We start from the raw sequence: 19,099 nt of genomic DNA, 5'->3' as shown, positions 1-19,099 counted from the left end.
CCGATGTCAGCGCAGAGAGGCAGCGATGACCCGCTTCCAGTCCCTCACCGAGACCCTCGGCAGCACCCCGCTGGTCGGCCTGCCGAGGTTGTCGCCGAAGTGGAACAACGACGCCTACGGACCATCGGTGCGTCTGTGGGCCAAGCTCGAGGGCAACAACCCGACGGGATCGGTGAAGGACCGGCCGGCGGCGAAGATGATCGAGTGCGCCGAGAAGTCGGGACGACTGCGTCCCGGTGCCACCATTCTGGAGGCGACCAGCGGTAACACGGGGATCGCCCTGGCCATGAATGCCCGGCTGCGGGGATATCGCCTGGTGTGCGTGATGCCCGAGAACTCCACTGCCGAGCGTCAGGCGATGCTGCGGATGTATGGGGCGACCGTGGTCCTGACCCCCGCCTCGGAGGGATCGAAGGGCGCCGTCGACGAAGCGCACCGCATGGCCGAGCGCGACCCCCACCTGGTGATGCTGGATCAGTACCGCAACCAGGCCAACGCGTTGGCCCATGCGGAGGGCACCGGGCCAGAACTGCTGCAGGACCTGCCGGAGATCACCCACTTCGTGGCCGGCCTGGGCACCACCGGGACGTTGAACGGCGTCAGCCGCTTCATGCGGCGGAACAAGCCAGGGGTGAAGATCATCGCCGCCGAACCCGTCGTCGGCGACAAGATCTGCGGCCTCCGGAATCTGGACGAGGGCTTCGTCCCCGAGCTGTACGACCCCGCGCTGCTCAGTGAGCGATTCCCCGTGCACGCGGAACGGTCGGCTGCGTTCGTACGCGCTCTGCTCGCGATGGAGGGCATATTCGCCGGAGCGAGCACCGGCGCGATCCTCGAGGCCGCGATGGGCGTGGGGGAACGCGAACTGGCCGCGCGACGTCGTGCGGACATCGCGTTGATCGTCCCTGACGGGGGCTGGAAGTACCTCTCGACAGGTGCCTACGAGGAGACGGACCGCGAGGTCGTGGCGCTGTCCGACGGGACCTGAGGTCTCACGCGGCGGCGGTCAGCGTGCCGCGGCGGCCCGCCGGTAGCCGCGGATGGCGGGGTAGGTGAAGACGAGCAGCGCGCCGATCGCCCAGGCGCACGTCTTCCACAGGCTCGACCCGAGGTCTCCACCGGTCGCCAACGCCCGCATGGCGTCGATGGCGCAGGTCATGGGTTGATTCGCGACGATCGGCCGCAGGATCTCCGGGTAGGCGCGGATCGGGGAGAACCCCGAGTTGAAGAACATGAACAAGCTCGACACAAGTGACACGATCGGGACCAGCGGCAATCGCGACGACGACAGGGCGAGCGCCAAGACCATCGTCGAGAACGCGGCGCCGAAGAGGAGCGCGACGGCGAAGATGCCGAGCGACGGCAGGAGACCCTGGTTGAAGCGGAACCCGATGATCGTGCCGAACGCCGTGAGGATGATGGTGCCCAACAGGATCCGCGCCAGCTCGGTGATGATCCTCGCCGAGAGGTCGGCACCTCTGTGTACGGGCAGCGCGTAGAGCCTCGTCAACAGCCCGGTCTTCCGCTCGCTCTGCAGGCGGACGCCGCCCGCCAGTGAGCCGAACATCGCGCCGACCAACACGACGAGCGGAACCGTGCCGAACGCCGAGTTCTGGCCGGTCGCGCGACCGATCGCGTCGCCGAGCACGACCTTGAACATGATCATGCTGAGCGCGGGGAAGAGCAGCGTCTGCAGCAGGGTCGTCCGGTCGCGGACCCACACCAGCAGCTGCCGACCCGTGAGGATCGCCGTGTGCTCGCGATAGGCACGCCAACCGGTTTCGCCGGTCTCGTGCGGACGCGGGAACACGGTGGCGAGGGCACGGACGTCCGCCGGAGCCCCGGTGGCTATGGGCACGCCCCGGGCGAGGAGCGCGGTGAGCCGCACCGTCGACGCGTCGTCCACGCCGGGCTCGGGGTACTCCGGATGGGGATGACGGGGGGTGCGTCCGGCTGCGTCGTCGGAGAGGACGGTCCATGTCCCGACCACCGAACGGATCGATCCGGTGCCGGGGAACATCACCTGTCGTCCGGTTCCCGGCTGACCCGGGGGAGGAGATGGCGTGGGAGCGCTCCGGGCCCGGGCGCCCGCGTGCGGGATGGCGACGGTCTCGGCCGCCGCGATCGCGTCCGGATCGGGTGGGGTCGGTCGCCACCAGTGGTCGGCGGATGTGTCCCGGCCCGACCGGTGGCGAGGGCGACGGGTCGGCCGGGACGAGTCGCCGTCGCCGGTCGTCGGCACGCCGGTGATCTCCCAGCTCACTTGCGGTACCCCCTGGCGAAGACGACGCCGAACCCGACGACCACCGCGACGAGGATCCCGAGGGCCCAGGCGCCGGGGGCGACGAACCGGTCGATCGGGACCGACCCGTTGTCGAACGCCCGCATCAACTCCGTGAACAGGGAGATCGGCTGGTTCCGTGCGAAGGGGCGGATCCACTCCGGGAACTGCGACTCCGGCACGAACCCGGTCGAGAGCATCCCGAGGATGAGCTGGGGGAGCGCCAACGCCTGGCTGGTGGCCTCCGGGTTGTTGGCGAGGATCCCGATCGCGTCCGCGCCCACCGCCAGCAGGATCCCCACCACCAGGGCCACGACCACGAACCCGAGGAAGTAAAACACGCCGTGTTCGGGACGCCACCCGATGACCAGTCCCGCGAGCAGCGCCCACGCGAGCGACACGAGCAGCAGCAGGGTGTTCGCCAGCATTCGCGCGATCATCGGGATCATCGGGTTGACCGGCATGCTGCGGAGCCGTTCGGTGATGCCCACCGACGCGTCCGTCGCGGCGCGCATCGCCGCCGAGGTCGCCACGAAGCCGACCGACTGCAAACAGATGACCGGCATGAGGAACTGCCCGTAGTGCACCCCGGGGATCGAGTCGAAGATGCTGCGCAGGGGCACGTAGAAGCAGATCGCCAGCATGATCGGCGCGAAGATCCCGAGGTAGAACTCACCCTGGCGGAACATGGACCGCAAGGACCGTGCGGTCAGGGCTGCGATCTGGCCCATGGGGCGGACGTCGGGACGGACCCCGTCGCCGACCATGAGCTGGGAAACCCGCTCCGACGACGGCGCGACCTCCGCGGTGCCCTGCCCCGAGCGGGTCATCGGGGAGCGGGACCGGGTGACGCGGGGATCTCCGCGGGCGACTCGGTCAACTTCAGGAACACGTCGTCGAGCGACGGCCGACGCAGTCCGACGTCGGTGAGTTCGACACCCGCTGCGTCGAGACGCCGGACGACCTCGACCAGGGTCGCCGTGCCGGTCCGTGCCGGGACGGTCAGTGCGGTCTGTGTGGCGTTGCGGCGGACACCGTCGGGGGCGAGGTCGGCGAGGAGATCCGCGATGCGGTCGAGATCGTCCGGATAGCTCGGCACGACCTCGCACACGGTCCCCGCGACGCGGTCCTTCAACTCGTCGGCCGTGCCCTCGGCGATGACGCGACCGGAGTCGATGACGACGATGTTGTCGCTGAGGAGATCCGCCTCCTCGAGATACTGCGTGGTCAGCAGCGTCGTGATGCCCATGTCCCTGAGCGAGGTGACGATGTTCCACACGTCCTGGCGGCTACGGGGATCCAAGCCGGTGGTGGGTTCGTCGAGGAATACGACCTCCGGGCGCACCACCAGTCCGCACGCGATGTCGATCCGCCGTCGCATGCCGCCGGAGAACGTCCCCACCCGACGCCCGGCGGCCTCCGTCAACGCGAACGCCTCGAGCAGTTCCTCCGAGCGGCGGCGCGCCGTCTTCTTGTCCAGGCCCATCAGCCGGCCGAAGAGGACGAGGTTCTCCCTCCCGGTCAGGGCCTCGTCGAGGGCGGCGAACTGGCCGGTGAGCATGATCGACTGACGGACACCTGCGCGCTGGGTCACGACGTCGTAGCCGGCGATCGTCGCCGAGCCGCCGTCGGGGACGAGGAGGGTGGCCAGCATGTTGACCGTGGTCGTCTTCCCGGCGCCGTTGGGGCCGAGGAGCCCGAGCACGGTGCCGGTCGGCACACGGAACGACACGCCGTCGACGGCGGTGAAGTCACCGAAGCGTTTGACGAGACCGTCGGCGACGACGGCGGGGGCCGTGGCGGACCGGTCGTCGCCGGCCGGCCGGCCCTTCGTCACTGACATTCGGTTCGACTTCCTGCTCGGATTCCCGCGCGCACGGATCGGTATAGCGAAGTCGCGATGGCGACTGTCACGACGAAGATAGCCGACCGCCCGGTCGTCGCACCGCAGGCTCGGGGGCTTGTAACGCTCTCGTGAAGCCCGTCGATATACGGATCGAGTCGACCGGGAATTCGTGATGACGTATTTCTGGTTGCGACATCTCGGATATCATTTCGCCCGTCCGAAGAAGTCGGTGATCGGCAGTCGAGACCACCGTTCGTGAGGGGCACACGAGCTGGAGGAGGGACCGTGGCGACCACGCTCCGGGCAGATGTCGACACCCCGCGTGGGAAGGGCGCAGCGCCCACCCTCGGCGATCTCGTCACCCGCGCGGCCGCGACGGCGCCCGAGGCGGTCGCCGTGACCCGTCCGGATGTGCGCGTCTCGTTCGGGCAGCTCGCCGGCGCGGCCCGTGCCGCGATGACGTCGATGGCGTCTTCGTCCTCGATCGACGACTCCACCCTCACCGTGGCGTTGATGATGACCGTCCCCGGGCTCGCCGCGTCGGGGCCGTCGGGGCTGGCGGCTACGCTGGCCTCTCTGCGCGCTTCGGCGGTCGTCGCCGCCGGCGCCTGACGAACGCACTCGCTGACGAGGAGGTCGACGCCATGAGCAACCCGTTCGACGACGAGAACGGCCGGTTCTTCGTGCTGGTCAACGATGAGAACCAGCATTCGCTGTGGCCGACGTTCGCCGACATCCCCGCCGGGTGGACGAAGGTGTTCGGCGAGGCCTCACGCCAGGAGTGCCTGGACTACGTGAACGAGCACTGGACGGATCTGCGACCCAAGAGCCTCATCGAGGCCATGGAGGCGGACGCAGGCCAATGATGGCACGCGTGACCTGCACGTTCAGGCCACGCCCAGATCACAGCAGTGACACGAATCACATGGGTGACGCCTGTGTTTCTTCTGTGAATGCGGTGTCAACCGCCTGGTCAGAGGCTCTTTTGTAGGAGTCCTCCAGTAGAAAGCGTTCCAACCTGTAACGGAACGTACACACCCTCGCGCCCTTGCTGCGGTTACTGTGTCCCCACACACCGTCGAAGTCGCACAGGTACAGGGGTGAGAGATGACTTCCACAGCAGTTCGGTCGGGGGGAACGGCCGCGTCGGACCAGTCGCTCGGGGCGAAGGCCTCGGACCTGGTCACTGCCGTCCGCCGAGTTGCTGCGGCCACGCCAGGCCGTGTGGTCACGCGGTACCACTACCGTGGTCTGACGTATCGCGAACTCGATGCCGCGCTCGACCTCATGGTCCCGGTCACCCGCGGTCAGCAGATGGACGACCGTGCGGCCGTCGTCGCGGCCGTGTTCGCCGCCATCCCGTCGTTGTCGGCTGAGCGGGATCCCGCCACGGTCGCCGCCGTGATCGACGGCACGTTCGCGCGGGTCCTGACCGACCTGGCCGAGCTCGACATCGCAGCCGACAGCTCGCCTCAGCGTGGCGTCGGCACCAGTGAGATCGACCTCCGCGGGATCGCCAGCCGTCTCGCCGGCGCCTGAGTCGGACCCCGCTGACGGCGGGGCCTGCACATACACCTCTCTCGACACCGAGGAAGCTCCCGGACGCCTCTCTCGCTCGTCGTGCTCATGTAATATCGACAGGCGTTTTGCCGATGTTTCATGACGGCATTGCGATTGCACAGTCTGTCCATACAAAGGGCAGGCGGGAGGAACTGGGCGTGTCACCACGCCCGCCGGTCCGTTCATGACACGATCGATGAGCACTGCTTCAGAACAGTGCATCGCTGGTTGTGCGTCAGCGGACCCTCGTTCGGGATGGGAGCACGAGAGACTTGGTAGTCGGAGGCTCCGACACACCGCAGGGTGACCCGACGTTCGACCTGTCCGCCGCCCAGCGAGGGATCTGGTTCGCACAGCAGGCGCTGGGGTCGATCCCGATCAATATCGCCGAGTACGTCGAACTCACCGGTCCGATCGACCGCGACGCGCTGACCGCGGCATGCAATCGGATCGGTCGTGAAGCGGGCTCGGGGTTCCTGCGCCTGGTCGACACCGGCGACGTCCCCCGGCAGTGGGTCGACGACGCGCGGGATGAGTCGATCGGGTTCCACGACGTCTCGGACGAGCCGGACCCGCGCGCGGCTGCGCTGGAGTGGATGCGCTCCGATTACAGCCGCCCGCTGGATGTGTTGTCGGATCGCCTGACGATCGCGGAGCTGTTCCGTCTCGGACCCGACCGCCATCTCTGGTATTGGCGCGCCCACCACATCGCCATGGACGGGTTCGGTGCGACGGCCATGTTGTCGCGCGCGTCGGAGATCTACCGGTCGCTCGTCGAGGGCCGGGAGCCGCCGCCGTGGAAGGGTGCGACCCTGCAAGAGGTCGTCGACAGCGAGAGGTCCTATCGGGCGTCGTCGCGGTTCGACAAGGACCGGGAGTACTGGGTCGAGCGCAACGAGGGACTGCCGGCGGCGCTGTCGCTGGCATCGCGACGCGAACCGCCGGGGGAGTACTCGCGCCTGGCGTCGGTGGAGCTGACGGGCCGTGTGGCCGACCTGGTCGACGAGGCCGCGGCAGAGGCCGCGGGCAGCCCGGCGCCGGCCGTGATCGCGGCGTTCTCGGTCTACCTGTCGCGGATGCTCGACGTCGAGGACGTCGTCCTGTCGCTGCCGGTCTCCGCGCGCAACACCGCCAAGCTGCGGTCGGCCGCGGGGATGGTGTCGAACATCGTCCCGTTGCGAGTGCAGGTGCCCGTCGACGCCCCCATCGCGACGGTCCTCACCGACACGCAGACCGCCCTGACCGGCGCTCTGCGGCGTCAGCTCTACCGCCACGAGGACATGCGGCGTGACCTCGGCCAGGGCACCGGCGAGCGCGGCCTGTTCGGTCCTTCGGTGAACCTGATGATGTTCCAGTCCGAGCTGGATCTCGGCACGGCGACCGGCGCCGTTCATGTGCTGACGACCGGTCCGGTGGAGGACCTGGCCGTCAACATCTACCCCGGGGCCGCCGGCCATCGCCTGCGCATCGATCTCGAGGCGAACCCGCGGCTGTACGACGACGCCGATCTGGCCGAGCACCTCGACCGTTTCGTCGGTCTGCTCGAGGCCTTCCTCGGTGCTGATCGCGAGGCGCCGGTCGGGACGGTGTCGCTCGGCTCGGCCGAGGAGATCGACACCGTCGTCCGTCGCTGGAACGCCACCGCACACGACGTCCCCGAGGCGGTTCTGCCCGCCCTCCGGCAGGCCCGGGCGGCGGCTGTGCCCGACGCGCCCGCCCTCGTCGTCGGCGACGTCGAGCTGAGCCAGGCCGATTTCGGCGCCCGCGTCGCCCGACTGGCCCGTCACCTGATCGGGCTGGGCGTCGGCCCCGACACCCACGTCGCGGTCGCGATCCGTCGGTCCGTCGAGATGATGGTCGCGATCCACGCCGTGGTCGACGCCGGAGGCGCCTACGTCCCGATCGACCTCGACAGTCCCGCGGACCGCGTCGCGGCGATCCTCGACGGGGCCCGCCCGGTCGCGGTGCTCACCGCGTCGGCCGACGGGTTCGTCCTCCCCGATGATCTCGATCCCGCGCCGACCGTCCTCGTCGTCGACGAGCTCGACCTGACCGGTGTCTCCGACGCTCCCGTCACCGACACCGACCGTCGCGCACCGCTTCGACCGGACCACACCGCCTACGTCATCTACACCTCCGGCTCCACGGGGAAGCCCAAGGGTGTCGCCGTCGCCCACCGCGCGATCGTCAACCGGCTGGCGTGGATGCAGGGCGAGTACCCACTCGACGAGTCGGACGCGGTGCTGCAGAAGACGCCGATCACGTTCGACGTGTCGGTGTGGGAGTTGTTCTGGCCGTTGCATGTCGGGGCGCGGTTGGTGGTCGCCGCCCCGGATGGACACCGCGATCCCGAATACTTGGCGCGTCTGATCGCCGACCGCGAGGTCACTACGATCCACTTCGTCCCGTCGATGCTGGCACTGTTCGTCGAGTCGGCGCCGGCGGCGTCGTTGTCGTCGCTGCGGCGGGTCTTCGCCAGCGGCGAGGCCCTCACGCCGTCTGTGGCGTCCCGGTTGGCGGAGATCACCGACGCGGGGTTGCACAACCTGTACGGCCCGACCGAGGCCGCGGTCGACGTCACGTACCACCCGTTCGACACCGCGTCCGACACAGACGCCGTGCCGATCGGTCGTCCGGTGTGGAACACCGCGGTCCACGTGCTCGATCGCCAGCTGCGTCCGACGGTCGTGGGCGCGGTCGGGGAGCTGTACCTCGGTGGCGTGCAGCTGGCACGTGCCTACGTCCGCGACGGTGGTCAGACGTCGGGTCGGTTCGTGGCGGCACCGTTCGGTGCGCCGGGCGAGCGGATGTACCGGACCGGTGACCTCGTGCGCTGGACGCGCGACGGCGAGCTGGAGTACGTGGGACGCAGCGACTTCCAGGTGAAGGTGCGTGGTCTGCGTATCGAACTGGGTGAGATCGAGGCGGCGGTGCTGTCGGATCCGGCGGTGCGCGAGACCGTCGTGACGGTGCACGGGAGTGCGCAGGGTCAGCGACTGGTCGCCTACGTCGTCGCAGCGTCGGGTCGGGCCGTGGACACGGCCTCGGTGGTGGCGAATGTGCGGGCTCGTGTGCCGGGCTACATGGTCCCCGACGCGGTCGTCGTGTTGGACGCGATGCCGCTGGGCGCCAGCGGCAAGGTCGACCGAAAACTGCTTCCGGCACCGGACTTCTCGGCCCACGCCGCACCTTTCCGCGCGCCGGTCACCGAGACCGAGAAGACGCTGGTCGGTGTCGTCGAGGACCTCCTCGGGCGCGACGGTGTCGGGCTCGACGACTCGTTCTTCGGGCTCGGTGGCGACAGCATCATGTCGATCCAGCTCGTCAGTCGCGCGCGAGCGATGGGGTTGCGGTTCACCTCCCGGCAGGTGTTCGAGCACAGGACGATCGGCGAACTGGCAGCTGCGGTGCAGTCCGAGGTCGCGGTGGCCGAGGAGCTGCCGGGCGGCGCGGTCGGCGATGTGGACCCCACGCCGATCCTGCTGCGCCTCGCCGAGGACCCGGCCGCGGTCGGTCCCGTGTCGCAGTCGATCGAGGTGACTGCGCCCGACGACCTCGACCCTGACGCACTCGCTGCAGCCCTGCGGACCGTCGCCGATCGCCACGATGTCCTGCGTTCCCGCCTCACCGTCGACGACGGTGGTGCGCTGCACCACGTCGTCGACGCGCCCGGTGCGGGGGAGATCGCACTGACCGACGTGCCGGTCGCGGCCGAGCCCGACTCGCCGGCGTGGGTCGACGCGGTGGACGCCGCGGTGCAGCGGGCGACCGACGCCCTCGACCCCGCGTCGGGACGGATCGGGTCGATCCTGCTGCTGCGCACGGGTTCCGGCGTCGACGCCCCCGTGGCCCGACTGGTGATCGTCCTGCACCACCTCGTCGTCGACGGTGTCTCCTGGCGGATCCTGTTGCCGGACCTCGCCATCGCCTACGCGCAGCACGCCGGGGGCGCCGCGTCGGTCGAGCTCCCCGCGGTCGGCACGTCGATGCGGCGGTGGGCACGCGGGCTCACGGAGTTGGCCGGGTCGGTCGGAGTACGGGGTGAGCTCGATCTGTGGCGCGGGATCGTCTCCGACGGCGACGGTCTCGGTCTGACTGTCGATCCGGTGCGTGACACGGTGGCCACGCTGCGTCGGCAGGAACTGAGGCTCTCGCCGGAGCTCACCGAGACGTTGCTGACGCGTATCCCGCAGGCGTTCCACGGAGGCGTCAACGATGGGCTCCTCGCGGCGCTCGCGCTGGCGGTGGCCCGCTGGCGTGGCGGGGACGTCTCTGCCGCCGGATCGCGGATCGTCGTCGAACTCGAGGGCCACGGGCGCGAGGAGGAGTTGCTCCCCGGCTCCGACCTGTCGCGCACGGTCGGGTGGTTCACCACCGCCTACCCGGTGGCGCTCGACGTCTCCGGCGTCGACCTCGACGCGGCGATGTCGGGTGGGTCGGCTGCAGGCGACGCCGTCAAGGCGGTCAAGGAGCAGGTGGCCGGCATCCCGCGCCGCGGTGTGGGTTTCGGCTTGCTGCGACATCTCGACGTGCAGGGGCGTGAGGCCCTGGGTTCGGCGGCGGTGCCGTCGATCGGGTTCAACTACCTCGGTCGCCTCGTCGGCGGCGAGACCGGCGGGCCGTGGGTGCCCGCCGGCGACGCCGCACTGCGGGGGACGCGTGGCGCGGACGTCGCGGTGCGTCATGCGATCGACATCAACGCCACCGTCGTCGACACCCCGGAGGGTCCACGGCTCTCGGCGACCGTCGACCATCCGGCCGGTGCGGTGTCGGGCGAATCCGTCGACCGCCTCGTGGACCTGTGGCAGCAGGCACTGGAAAGCGTTGCCCGGCATGCATCGTCGCCCGATGCCGGTGGGTACACCCCGTCGGATCTCGACCTGGTGCACGTCACGCAGACCGACATCGACCGTCTCGAGGCGACGTTCGTCCCGCTGGTCGACGTGTGGCCGCTGACACCGTTGCAGACCGGCCTGCTCTTCCATGCCGAGCTGTCGGTCGGGTCTGTCGACCTGTACACCGCGCAGCTCGTCCTCGACGTCACCGGCGTCGACCCCGACCGCATGCAGCGTGCGGCCCAGGCCCTCGTCGAGCGGCACCCGACGCTGCGCACGGCGTTCGTCACCGCGGCCGACGGAACACCGCTGCAGGTCGTGACCTCGGAGGTCACCGTCCCGTTCACGGTGCACGACGTCTCGGGCGCAGCCGACCCGGACGAGGCGCTGGCCTCGATCGCACGCACCGAACGCGTCACCCCGTTCGCCATGGCCGAACCGCCGCTGCTGCGTTTCGCTCTCGTCGCACTCGGTGACGACCGGTGGCGCCTGCTGTCGACGAACCACCACATCCTGCTCGACGGCTGGTCGTTGCCGGTGTTCGCCGCCGACCTCTTCGCCCTCTACGCCGCCGACGGAACGCAGGCGCTCACACCGCCCCCGTCGTACCGGACCTACCTGTCGTGGCTGGCCGGCCGCGATCACGGTGCCTCGGTCGCGGCGTGGGAGTCGGCGATGGCAGGACTCGACGAGCCGACCCTGGTCGCCGGAGAGGCATCCGCCGCCGGCGACGGGGTCTCCGAGCAGGTAGAGGTCACCGTCGACGACGACCTCCTCGAGGGACTGCAGGCCTGCGCACGGTCGGCGGGCATCACCTTCAACACGGTGTTGCAGGTGGCGTGGGCGTTGGTGCTCTCGCGCCTGACGGGCCGTTCGGACGTGGTGTTCGGGACGACGGTGTCGGGTCGTCCGCCGGAGGTGTCCGGTGTGGAGTCGATGGTGGGCCTGTTCATCAACACGCTGCCGGTCCGGGTGACCATGCACGACGGCGACGACGTCGATGCGGTTCTCAAGCGGGTCGCCGACGAGCAGGCGGATCTGCTCGATCACCACTCGGTCGGTCTGGCCGACATCACCGCCGCGACCGGTCTGGACGTGCTGTTCGACACGATGATGGTCTACGAGTCGTATCCGTTGGATCGGGATGCGCTGTCGCAGGAGACATCTGTGGCCGGCGCGACGGTCACCGACGCCGATGTCGTCGACGCGACGCACTACCCGCTGACGGTGATCGCGCTGACCGACCCGTCGCTGCGGCTGTCGGTGAAGTACCTGCCGTCGATGGTCCCGCAGGAGCGGGCGCGCGCGGTGCTCGACATGATGGTCCGCGTTCTCGCCCGCATCGCCGACGCGCCCCGCGCACGGATCGTCGACGTCGATGTCCTGTCGGATGTCGACCGTGAGGAACTGCTGTCGCGCAGTGGTCTCGGCGACGTCCCGCAGGCGCGACCCCTGGCCGACCTGCTGGCCGACGCTGCTCGGATGGGTGCGGGTCGGGTGGCGGTCGAGTCGCCGCAGGGGTCCATCACCTACGACGACCTCGACGCCCGCTCCACCGCACTGGCCCGTGTGTTGATCGCTCGCGGCATCGGGCCGGAGCAGATGGTGGCGATCGGGATCGGCCGGTCGGTGGAGTTCATGGTCGCGCTGTGGGCGGTGGCCAAGACCGGTGCCGCGTATCTGCCGGTCGACATGCGGTACCCGATCGAGCGGATCGAGCACATGCTCACCGATTCCGGTGCGGTGTACGGCATCTCGACGTCGCGGTGGGCCGACGTGCGTCCGGACACGGTTCAGTGGCTGGATCTCGACGACCCGGCCACCGCAGATGTCCTCGCGCGAGAGTCGGTCGACCCGATCACGGACGCCGATCGGGTGGCGCCGGTGCGGGTGTCGAATCTGGCGTACATGATCTACACGTCGGGCACGACGGGTGTGCCGAAGGGTGTGGCGGTCACCCATGGTGGGTTGGCGGCGTTGACGGCCGAGCAGTCCGACCGTTTCGTCCTCGGACCGGACTCGCGGACACTGCATTTCGCGTCACCCAGTTTCGACGCGTCGGTGTTGGAGTTGTTGCTGGCGTTGGCGCACGGCTCGACGATGGTCATCGCACCGACCGAGGTCTACGGCGGCGACGATCTCCACGACGTGCTGGCGCAGTTCCGCGTGACCCACGGCTTCGTCACGCCGGCGGCGTTGGCGTCGGTCGACCCGGCAGGTCTCGAGCACCTCGAGTCCGTCGTGGTGGGTGGTGAGGCGTGCCCGCCGGAACTGGTGGCGCGCTGGGGCGTCGACCGCCGCATGTTCAACGGGTACGGGCCGACGGAGGCCACGTGTTTCGCCGACATCGCCGGCCCGATGGTGCCGGGGGAGCCGATCACGATCGGTCGTCCGGTGCGCGGGTTGACGTCGATGATCCTGGACCGTCGCCTGCAGCCGGTGCCGCCGGGCGTCGACGGTGAGCTCTACCTCAGTGGTCCCGCGCTCGCCCGCGGGTACCACGCCCGGCCCGGCCTCAGTGCCGACCGTTTCGTGGCGAACCCCCACGGGGTCGACGGTTCCCGCATGTACCGCACCGGTGACGTCGTCCGGTGGGTGCGGGTCGGTGAGGCCTGGGAGGTCTTCTACGTCGGGCGCAGCGACTTCCAGGTGAAGGTGCGCGGGTTCCGGATCGAGCTCGGCGAGGTCGACGCCGCCGTCGCATCGCACCCGGACGTGGCGTTCGTGACGACCATCGGCTCACCGATGCCCGCGGGGACCACCGCCCTCGTCTCCTACGTCGTGCCGGTTCCCGGTGCCACGGTCGACCCTGCGGCGATCCGCGAGCACGTCGGACGCACGCTGCCGTCGCACATGGTGCCGTCGCTGGTCATCGGCCTCGACGAGATCCCGTTGACCCGGACCGGGAAACTCGACCGTGCGGCGCTGCCGACCCCCGACCCCGCGCAACTGGCCGGAACCGGCGAGGCCGTGGCGCCACGGACGGCGGTGGAGTCGCAGCTCGCCGAGATCCTCGCCGACGTCCTCGGACTGCCCGAGATCGGTGTCACCGACTCGTTCTTCGACCTCGGCGGCAACTCGCTCGTGGCCACCCGCGCCGCGGCACGACTCTCGACGGCGCTGGGACGCCGCGTCGCCGTGCGCGAGATCTTCGACAACCCGACCGTCGAGGCGCTGGCCCGGGCGACCGACACCGCAGGGGAGCCGACCTCCGACGGCCCGGCGCTCGTCGCGGGTCGGGCCGGGGACCGACCGGTGCTCTCACTGGCCCAGCAGGCCATGTGGTTGGTGAACCGGCTCGACCCGTCCTCGCCCGCCTACAACGTGGTGCTGCCGCTGCGTCTTCGTGGCGAGCTCGACATCACCGCGTTGACCGCGGCGTTGCGCGACGTGATGGGACGTCAGCAGTCGCTGCGGACCGTCTTCCCCGACTCGCCGGACGGGCCCTGGCAGCAGGTGGTCTCCGTGGACGACGCGGCGGTCGCGCTCGACCTCGTCGACGTCGTGGCCGACGACCAGCTCGACGCCGCGGTGCGGTTCGCCGGCGACGGCTTCGACGTCACGGCCGCGGTCCCGCTGCGCGCCCGACTGTTCCGCGACGGGACCGACCACCTGCTGGTGGTCGTGATGCACCACATCCTCACCGACGGCGCGTCGCTCGCGCCGCTGGCACGCGACCTCGTGACCGCCTACCTCGCGCGCGCCGCCGGTACGGAGCCGCAGTTCACCGCGCTGCCCGTGCAGTACGTCGACTTCGCCCGCTGGCAGCGGGACACGCTCGGCTCCCTCGACGACCCGACATCGCCGGTCTCCCGGCACCTGACCTGGTGGCGCGAGACCCTCGCGGGTGCACCGGATGCCATCGAGCTCCCCCTCGACCGCCCCCGGCCGACACAGCGGACGACCGAGCCCGGCATCGTGCCGGTGCGCCTCGGCCCCGACGTGGTGGAGGGCCTCGACGCGCTCGCGCACCGCACCTCGACGTCGATGTTCATGGTGGTCCACGCGATCCTCGCGTCGCTGCTCGCGCGGTTGTCGGCGGCCGAGGACATCGTCGTCGGGACGCCGGTCGTCGGGCGCGGTCATCCCGACCTCGACGACCTGGTCGGCATGTTCGTCAACTCCGTGGCGCTCCGCACTCCCGTGGATCCGGGCGAGTCGTTCGAGGGTCTCCTCGACCGCGTCCGTGACATCGACCTCGCGGCGTTCGCGCACGACCACGTCCCGTTCGAGAACGTGGTCGGCGCCGTCGTCCCGCGGCGCGCCACGTCGCACTCACCGATCTACCAGGTCCAGTTGTCCTACCAGAACAACGAACCCGCGTCGGTGTCGTTGCCGGGTCTCGAGGTCTCCGTCGCGGCCGACGACACGATCCTGGGCGCCAAGTTCGACCTGACGCTCGTGATCGGGGAGAAGTCCGACCCCGACGGGACACGCACCCTCACAGGCCATCTCAACTTCCCGGTCGACGTGTTCGACACCGCATCGGTGCAGAACATCGCGGAGCGGCTCGTGGCCGTGGCCGCGGCGGTCGCCGCCGACCCCGGCGTGGCCGTCGGGGACATCGACATCCTCCTCGAGTCCGAACGTCTCGACGCCGCACCGGATGTCGCGCTGACGCCCGCGGCCGCCCCGACCGCGGACGACCTGCCCGCCATGCTGGCCGCGGCCGTCGACGTCGCCGCCGACGACGCCGTGCTCGACCGCGACGGTTCACGGGTCACGTTCGGCGAGCTGCACGAACGGTTCGAGCAGCTGTACGGCCCGATGTCGCAGCGCGGCATGGACGCCGAGGCGATCGCCTCCATCGCACTGACCGGTCTCGCGCCCCTCGTGGCCGCCGCGCCGGAGGGCTTCACCGCCGTCCTCGACGACGTGATCGCGCGCACCGCCGCCGCGGTCTCCGGTGTCGACCTGTCCGCGTACGCCCGCGCCACGGGGGCGGACACCCCTACGGCCGCCCCGACCTCCTCCTCCGACGAGCCGTGGACCGGGACCCCGTTGTCGGCGTGGGCCGACCGCGTCGCCGAGGACCCCACCGCCCTCGCCGTGCGCGGCCCCGAGGGTGAGTTGACCCGCGGTGAGCTCGACTCGGCCGCCAGTCGCCTCGCGCGCGAGCTGATCGCCCACGGCGTCGGCGCGGACGACGTCGTCGGTGTGCTCACCCCGCGGTCGGTGAACTGGGTGGTGGCACTGCTCGCGTCGTGGAAGGCCGGTGCGTCGTACCTGCCGCTCGACCCGCATGCACCCGCGGAGCGCGCGCTGTCCGTGCTCGCGGACACCGGGTCGCGCGTCGTGGTGTCCACGGCGTCGGAGACCGAGGACGGGTACCGCGCCGGGCTGGCCGACGCCGGGATCACGCTGATCCCGCTCGGTGACCCCGACACCGACCGACGACTGCAGGCGCACGACGACGGTCCGCTGCCGGACCGGTGGACCGAACCGGGCGCGCTGGACCGCCTCGCCTACGTCATCACGACGTCGGGCTCGACGGGCAAGCCGAAGCCCACACTCGTCAACGCGCGCGGCATCTTCAACATGTACGCGTGGTACCGGTCGGCGATCGTCCTGCGCCGCGGCGCAGGTGTGCTCATCGCGCAGTCGCCCCGCTTCGACTCCACGCAGAAGAACATCTGGAACACGTTGGCCTACGGGTGTTTCATCCGCGTCGTCTCCGAGGGGTTCGACCCCGAGGAGGTCGTCGCGGTGCTGCGCGACGAGGACATCTCGCTGCTCAACCTCGCGCCCAGCGCCTACGAACTGCTCGTCGAGATGGACCCGGACGCGACCATCGCGTCCATCGACACCGCGGTCGCCGGCGGCGAGTACAGCCTCCCGGCCGTGTACCGGACCATGCTCGGCACGAAGACCCGTCTGCTGTGCACCTACGGCCCGACCGAGACCGCCGCCACCTCGTCGGCGATCGCCTACGACCTCGAGGCCTACGACCCACCGCCACCCGGCGAGGTGCGGGACATCGGTCCCATCCCGATGGGACCCACCATCCCGAACGTGCGCCACGTCGTCCTCGACAATCGCCTCCGGCCCGTGCCGGTGGGCGTCGTCGGCGAGCTGTACATCGCCGGCGTCGCGCCCGCCCGCGGCTACGGCGGCATGTTCGGTCTCACCGCGGCCCGGTTCGTCGCCGACCCGTGGGGACCGCCGGGCGCCCGCATGTACCGCTCGGGTGACCTCGTCCGTCGCCTGCCCGGCGGTGACACCCAGTTCATCGGCCGTTCCGACTTCCAGGTGAAGGTCCGCGGTCTGCGCATCGAACTCGGCGAGATCGAGAGCGCACTCACCGACATCGACGGCATCCGACAGTCGCTGGTCGTCGCGCACGGCGAGGCGTCCCGTGCGCGTCTGGCGGCCTACGTGGTCGGCGACAACGGTCGTGACTCCGTCGCGGTCGACGACGTCCGCAGGCATCTGGCGGCCCGTCTACCGGACTACATGGTCCCCGAGGCGATCATGGTCCTCGACGCGTTCCCGCTGAGCGTGTCGGGCAAGACCGACCGGAAAGCGTTGCCCGAGCCCGATTTCGGTGCCGCGGACGACGCGATCGCGCACGTAGCACCCCGCACCCCGCTGGAGGAGGTCGTCGCCGGCCTGTTCGCCGACGCCGTCGACGCCGAGCGCGTCGGCGTCACCACGTCGTTCTTCGAACTCGGCGGCAACTCGCTCAGCGCGGTGCGTCTGGCGTCGCGCCTCTCCGAGACCCTCGGCGTCCCGATCCGTCTGCGCACGCTGTTCGAGGAACCGACCGTCGAGCAGATCGCCCGCCTCGTCGAGCGGTCCCGCGGCGGTCGGACCGCCGAGGGTGGAGACGCCGACCCCGCGGCGGACGACACCGCCCCCGTGCGATTCCCGGGACCCGCCCTCGACCGACCGGACCGGATCCCGCTGTCGCTGGCGCAGCAACGGCTGTGGTTCATCAACAGCTACGACACCGACTCGGGCGCCTACAACATCCCGATGACGCTCCTGCTGACCGGCGACCTCGACATCGACGCGCTCAGCGCGGCCCTCGTCGATCTGGTCGACCGGCAGCAGACGCTGCGCACGATCTATCCCGGCGGGCCGCAGGGTCCACACCAGGTCGTCGTCCCCACGATCGACGCCCTCCCGCCCGTCCGGGTCGACGACGTCCGCGCCGACGAGGTGTGGGAACGCCTGCGCGAGTTCGCGACCCCCGGCTTCGACGTGGCGACCACCGTCCCGATCCGCACCGCGCTGTGGCGGATGGCCGACGACGGCGACGGGTCGGGCCCCCTACGCCACCTCCTCGTGTTCGTGGTGCACCACATCGCGTCCGACGGCCTCTCGATGCGTCCGTTGATGACCGACCTGCTGACCGCCTACCAGGCGCGGCTGCACGGGGGCTCGCCGCAATGGACCCCGCTGTCGGCGCAGTACGTCGACTTCGCGATCTGGCAGTCGGAGACCTTCGGCGACGCCGCCGCGGACGACTCGCCGGCCCGCCGTCAGCTCGAGTTCTGGCGCCGCACGCTGGCCGGATCGCCCGAGCTGATCGGACTGGCCACCGACCGCCCACGTGCCGGCTCCCGGTCCGGGGTGGGAGCGACGCACCCGTTCTTCATCCCGCCGGAGCTGCACGCGCGCCTCGTCGCGCTGTCCAACGCCACCGGCGTCTCGCGGTTCATGTTGCTGCACACGGCCCTCGCGGTGCTGCTGGCCCGGCTGAGCAACGAGACCGACATCGTCATCGGGTCGCCCATCGACGGTCGTGGCAGCGAACAGCTCGACGGCATCGTCGGGATGTTCGTGAACACGCTGGCGCTGCGCACGGAGATCGGGGAGGGCGCGACCGTCCGCGAGCTCCTCACCGACATCCGTCGTCGAGACCTCGAGGCGTTCGCGCACAGCGACGTGCCCTTCGAGCAGGTCGTCGACGCCATCGCCCCCACCCGGACCTCATTGCACACACCGCTGTTCCAGGTGGTGCTCAGCGTCAACGGCTCGAACCGCATGTCCGTCGACCTCGACGGCCTCACCGTCGACCCCGGTGCGATCGACACCAACTACAGCAAGTTCGACCTGACGTTCGACCTCACCGAGAACGCCGACGGCTCCGGTGCCCCTGCGGGCATCGCCGGGTTCCTCGGGTACGCGGTCGACATCTTCGACGCAGCCACCGTCGAGGCCCACGCGCGTCGGCTGGTGCGCATCCTCGAGGGGATGGCGCAGGACCCCGACGCGGTGGCCTGGGAGATCCCTCTGCTCGACGCGGAGGAGAGCGTCGACCTCGTGCCGGTCCGCGGGCCGGCCACCGACGCACAGGGCACCCTCGACTCCCTGCTGCGCGCCGCGGCCGCGGCCGAACCCGACAGGGTCGCCATCGTCGACGGTGACAGGACCATCACCTACCGCGAACTGGACCGGCGGGCGAACCAGATCGCACGCGAGATCATCGCCCGGGGCCACGGCGCGGAGGACGTCGTCGCCCTCGGCATCACCCGCGGCATCGCGTCGGTCCTCGCGGCCTGGGGCGTCACCCGTTCCGGCGCCGCGTTCGTCCCGGTCGACCCGACCTACCCCGCGGACCGCGTCGAGCAC

Annotated in this window: 8 protein-coding genes (1 of these 8 running past the window's edge); 5 read left to right on the top strand and 3 right to left on the bottom strand. The window is 70.3% G+C overall.

Features of this window, described 5'->3' with window-relative positions:
- Positions 1 to 25 precede the first annotated feature (25 nt).
- Complete coding sequence (locus tag LX12_RS13045; protein ID WP_253654971.1) at positions 26 to 988, top strand: PLP-dependent cysteine synthase family protein; 963 nt, start codon at positions 26 to 28, stop codon at positions 986 to 988.
- Positions 989 to 1,006: 18 nt separating this feature from the next.
- Here the strand turns inward: LX12_RS13045 and LX12_RS13040 are convergent, their stop codons facing one another.
- The 3 genes from LX12_RS13040 to LX12_RS13030 form a co-directional block, all read right to left on the bottom strand.
- Complete coding sequence (locus tag LX12_RS13040; protein WP_253654970.1) at positions 1,007 to 2,020, bottom strand: ABC transporter permease; 1,014 nt, start codon at positions 2,018 to 2,020, stop codon at positions 1,007 to 1,009.
- A gap of 239 nt (positions 2,021 to 2,259) precedes the next feature.
- Positions 2,260 to 3,111 (bottom strand): ABC transporter permease, encoded by an 852-nt coding sequence (locus LX12_RS13035; RefSeq protein ID WP_253654969.1) that lies wholly within the window; start codon positions 3,109 to 3,111, stop codon positions 2,260 to 2,262.
- Complete coding sequence (locus LX12_RS13030; protein WP_253654968.1) at positions 3,108 to 4,124, bottom strand: ATP-binding cassette domain-containing protein; 1,017 nt, start codon at positions 4,122 to 4,124, stop codon at positions 3,108 to 3,110. Before LX12_RS13030 ends, LX12_RS13035 begins: the two co-directional genes overlap by 4 nt.
- Before the next feature lie 288 nt (positions 4,125 to 4,412).
- Here LX12_RS13030 and LX12_RS13025 point away from each other — a divergent pair, with 288 nt between their 5' ends.
- The 4 genes from LX12_RS13025 to LX12_RS13010 all read left to right on the top strand — a co-directional run.
- Complete coding sequence (locus tag LX12_RS13025; protein WP_253654967.1) at positions 4,413 to 4,739, top strand: hypothetical protein; 327 nt, start codon at positions 4,413 to 4,415, stop codon at positions 4,737 to 4,739.
- Positions 4,740 to 4,771: 32 nt separating this feature from the next.
- Positions 4,772 to 4,993 (top strand): MbtH family protein, encoded by a 222-nt coding sequence (locus LX12_RS13020; protein ID WP_253654966.1) that lies wholly within the window; start codon positions 4,772 to 4,774, stop codon positions 4,991 to 4,993.
- Positions 4,994 to 5,234: 241 nt separating this feature from the next.
- A complete protein-coding gene (locus tag LX12_RS13015; protein ID WP_253654965.1) occupies positions 5,235 to 5,666 on the top strand; it encodes a hypothetical protein in 432 nt (143 codons plus the stop codon).
- A 293-nt stretch (positions 5,667 to 5,959) separates the two neighbouring features.
- Positions 5,960 to 19,099, top strand: the 5' end (the start) of a protein-coding gene (locus LX12_RS13010; protein ID WP_253654964.1) for a non-ribosomal peptide synthase/polyketide synthase. The gene runs 20,928 nt beyond the window's last position; 13,140 of the gene's 34,068 nt are visible here — the first part of the coding sequence; it begins with the start codon at positions 5,960 to 5,962; its stop codon lies beyond the right edge, outside the window.

The sequence above is a fragment of the Williamsia serinedens genome (assembly GCF_024171725.1).
Lineage (GTDB): Bacteria > Actinomycetota > Actinomycetes > Mycobacteriales > Mycobacteriaceae > Williamsia_A > Williamsia_A serinedens.
This window is presented reverse-complemented; position numbering and strand designations above follow the sequence as displayed.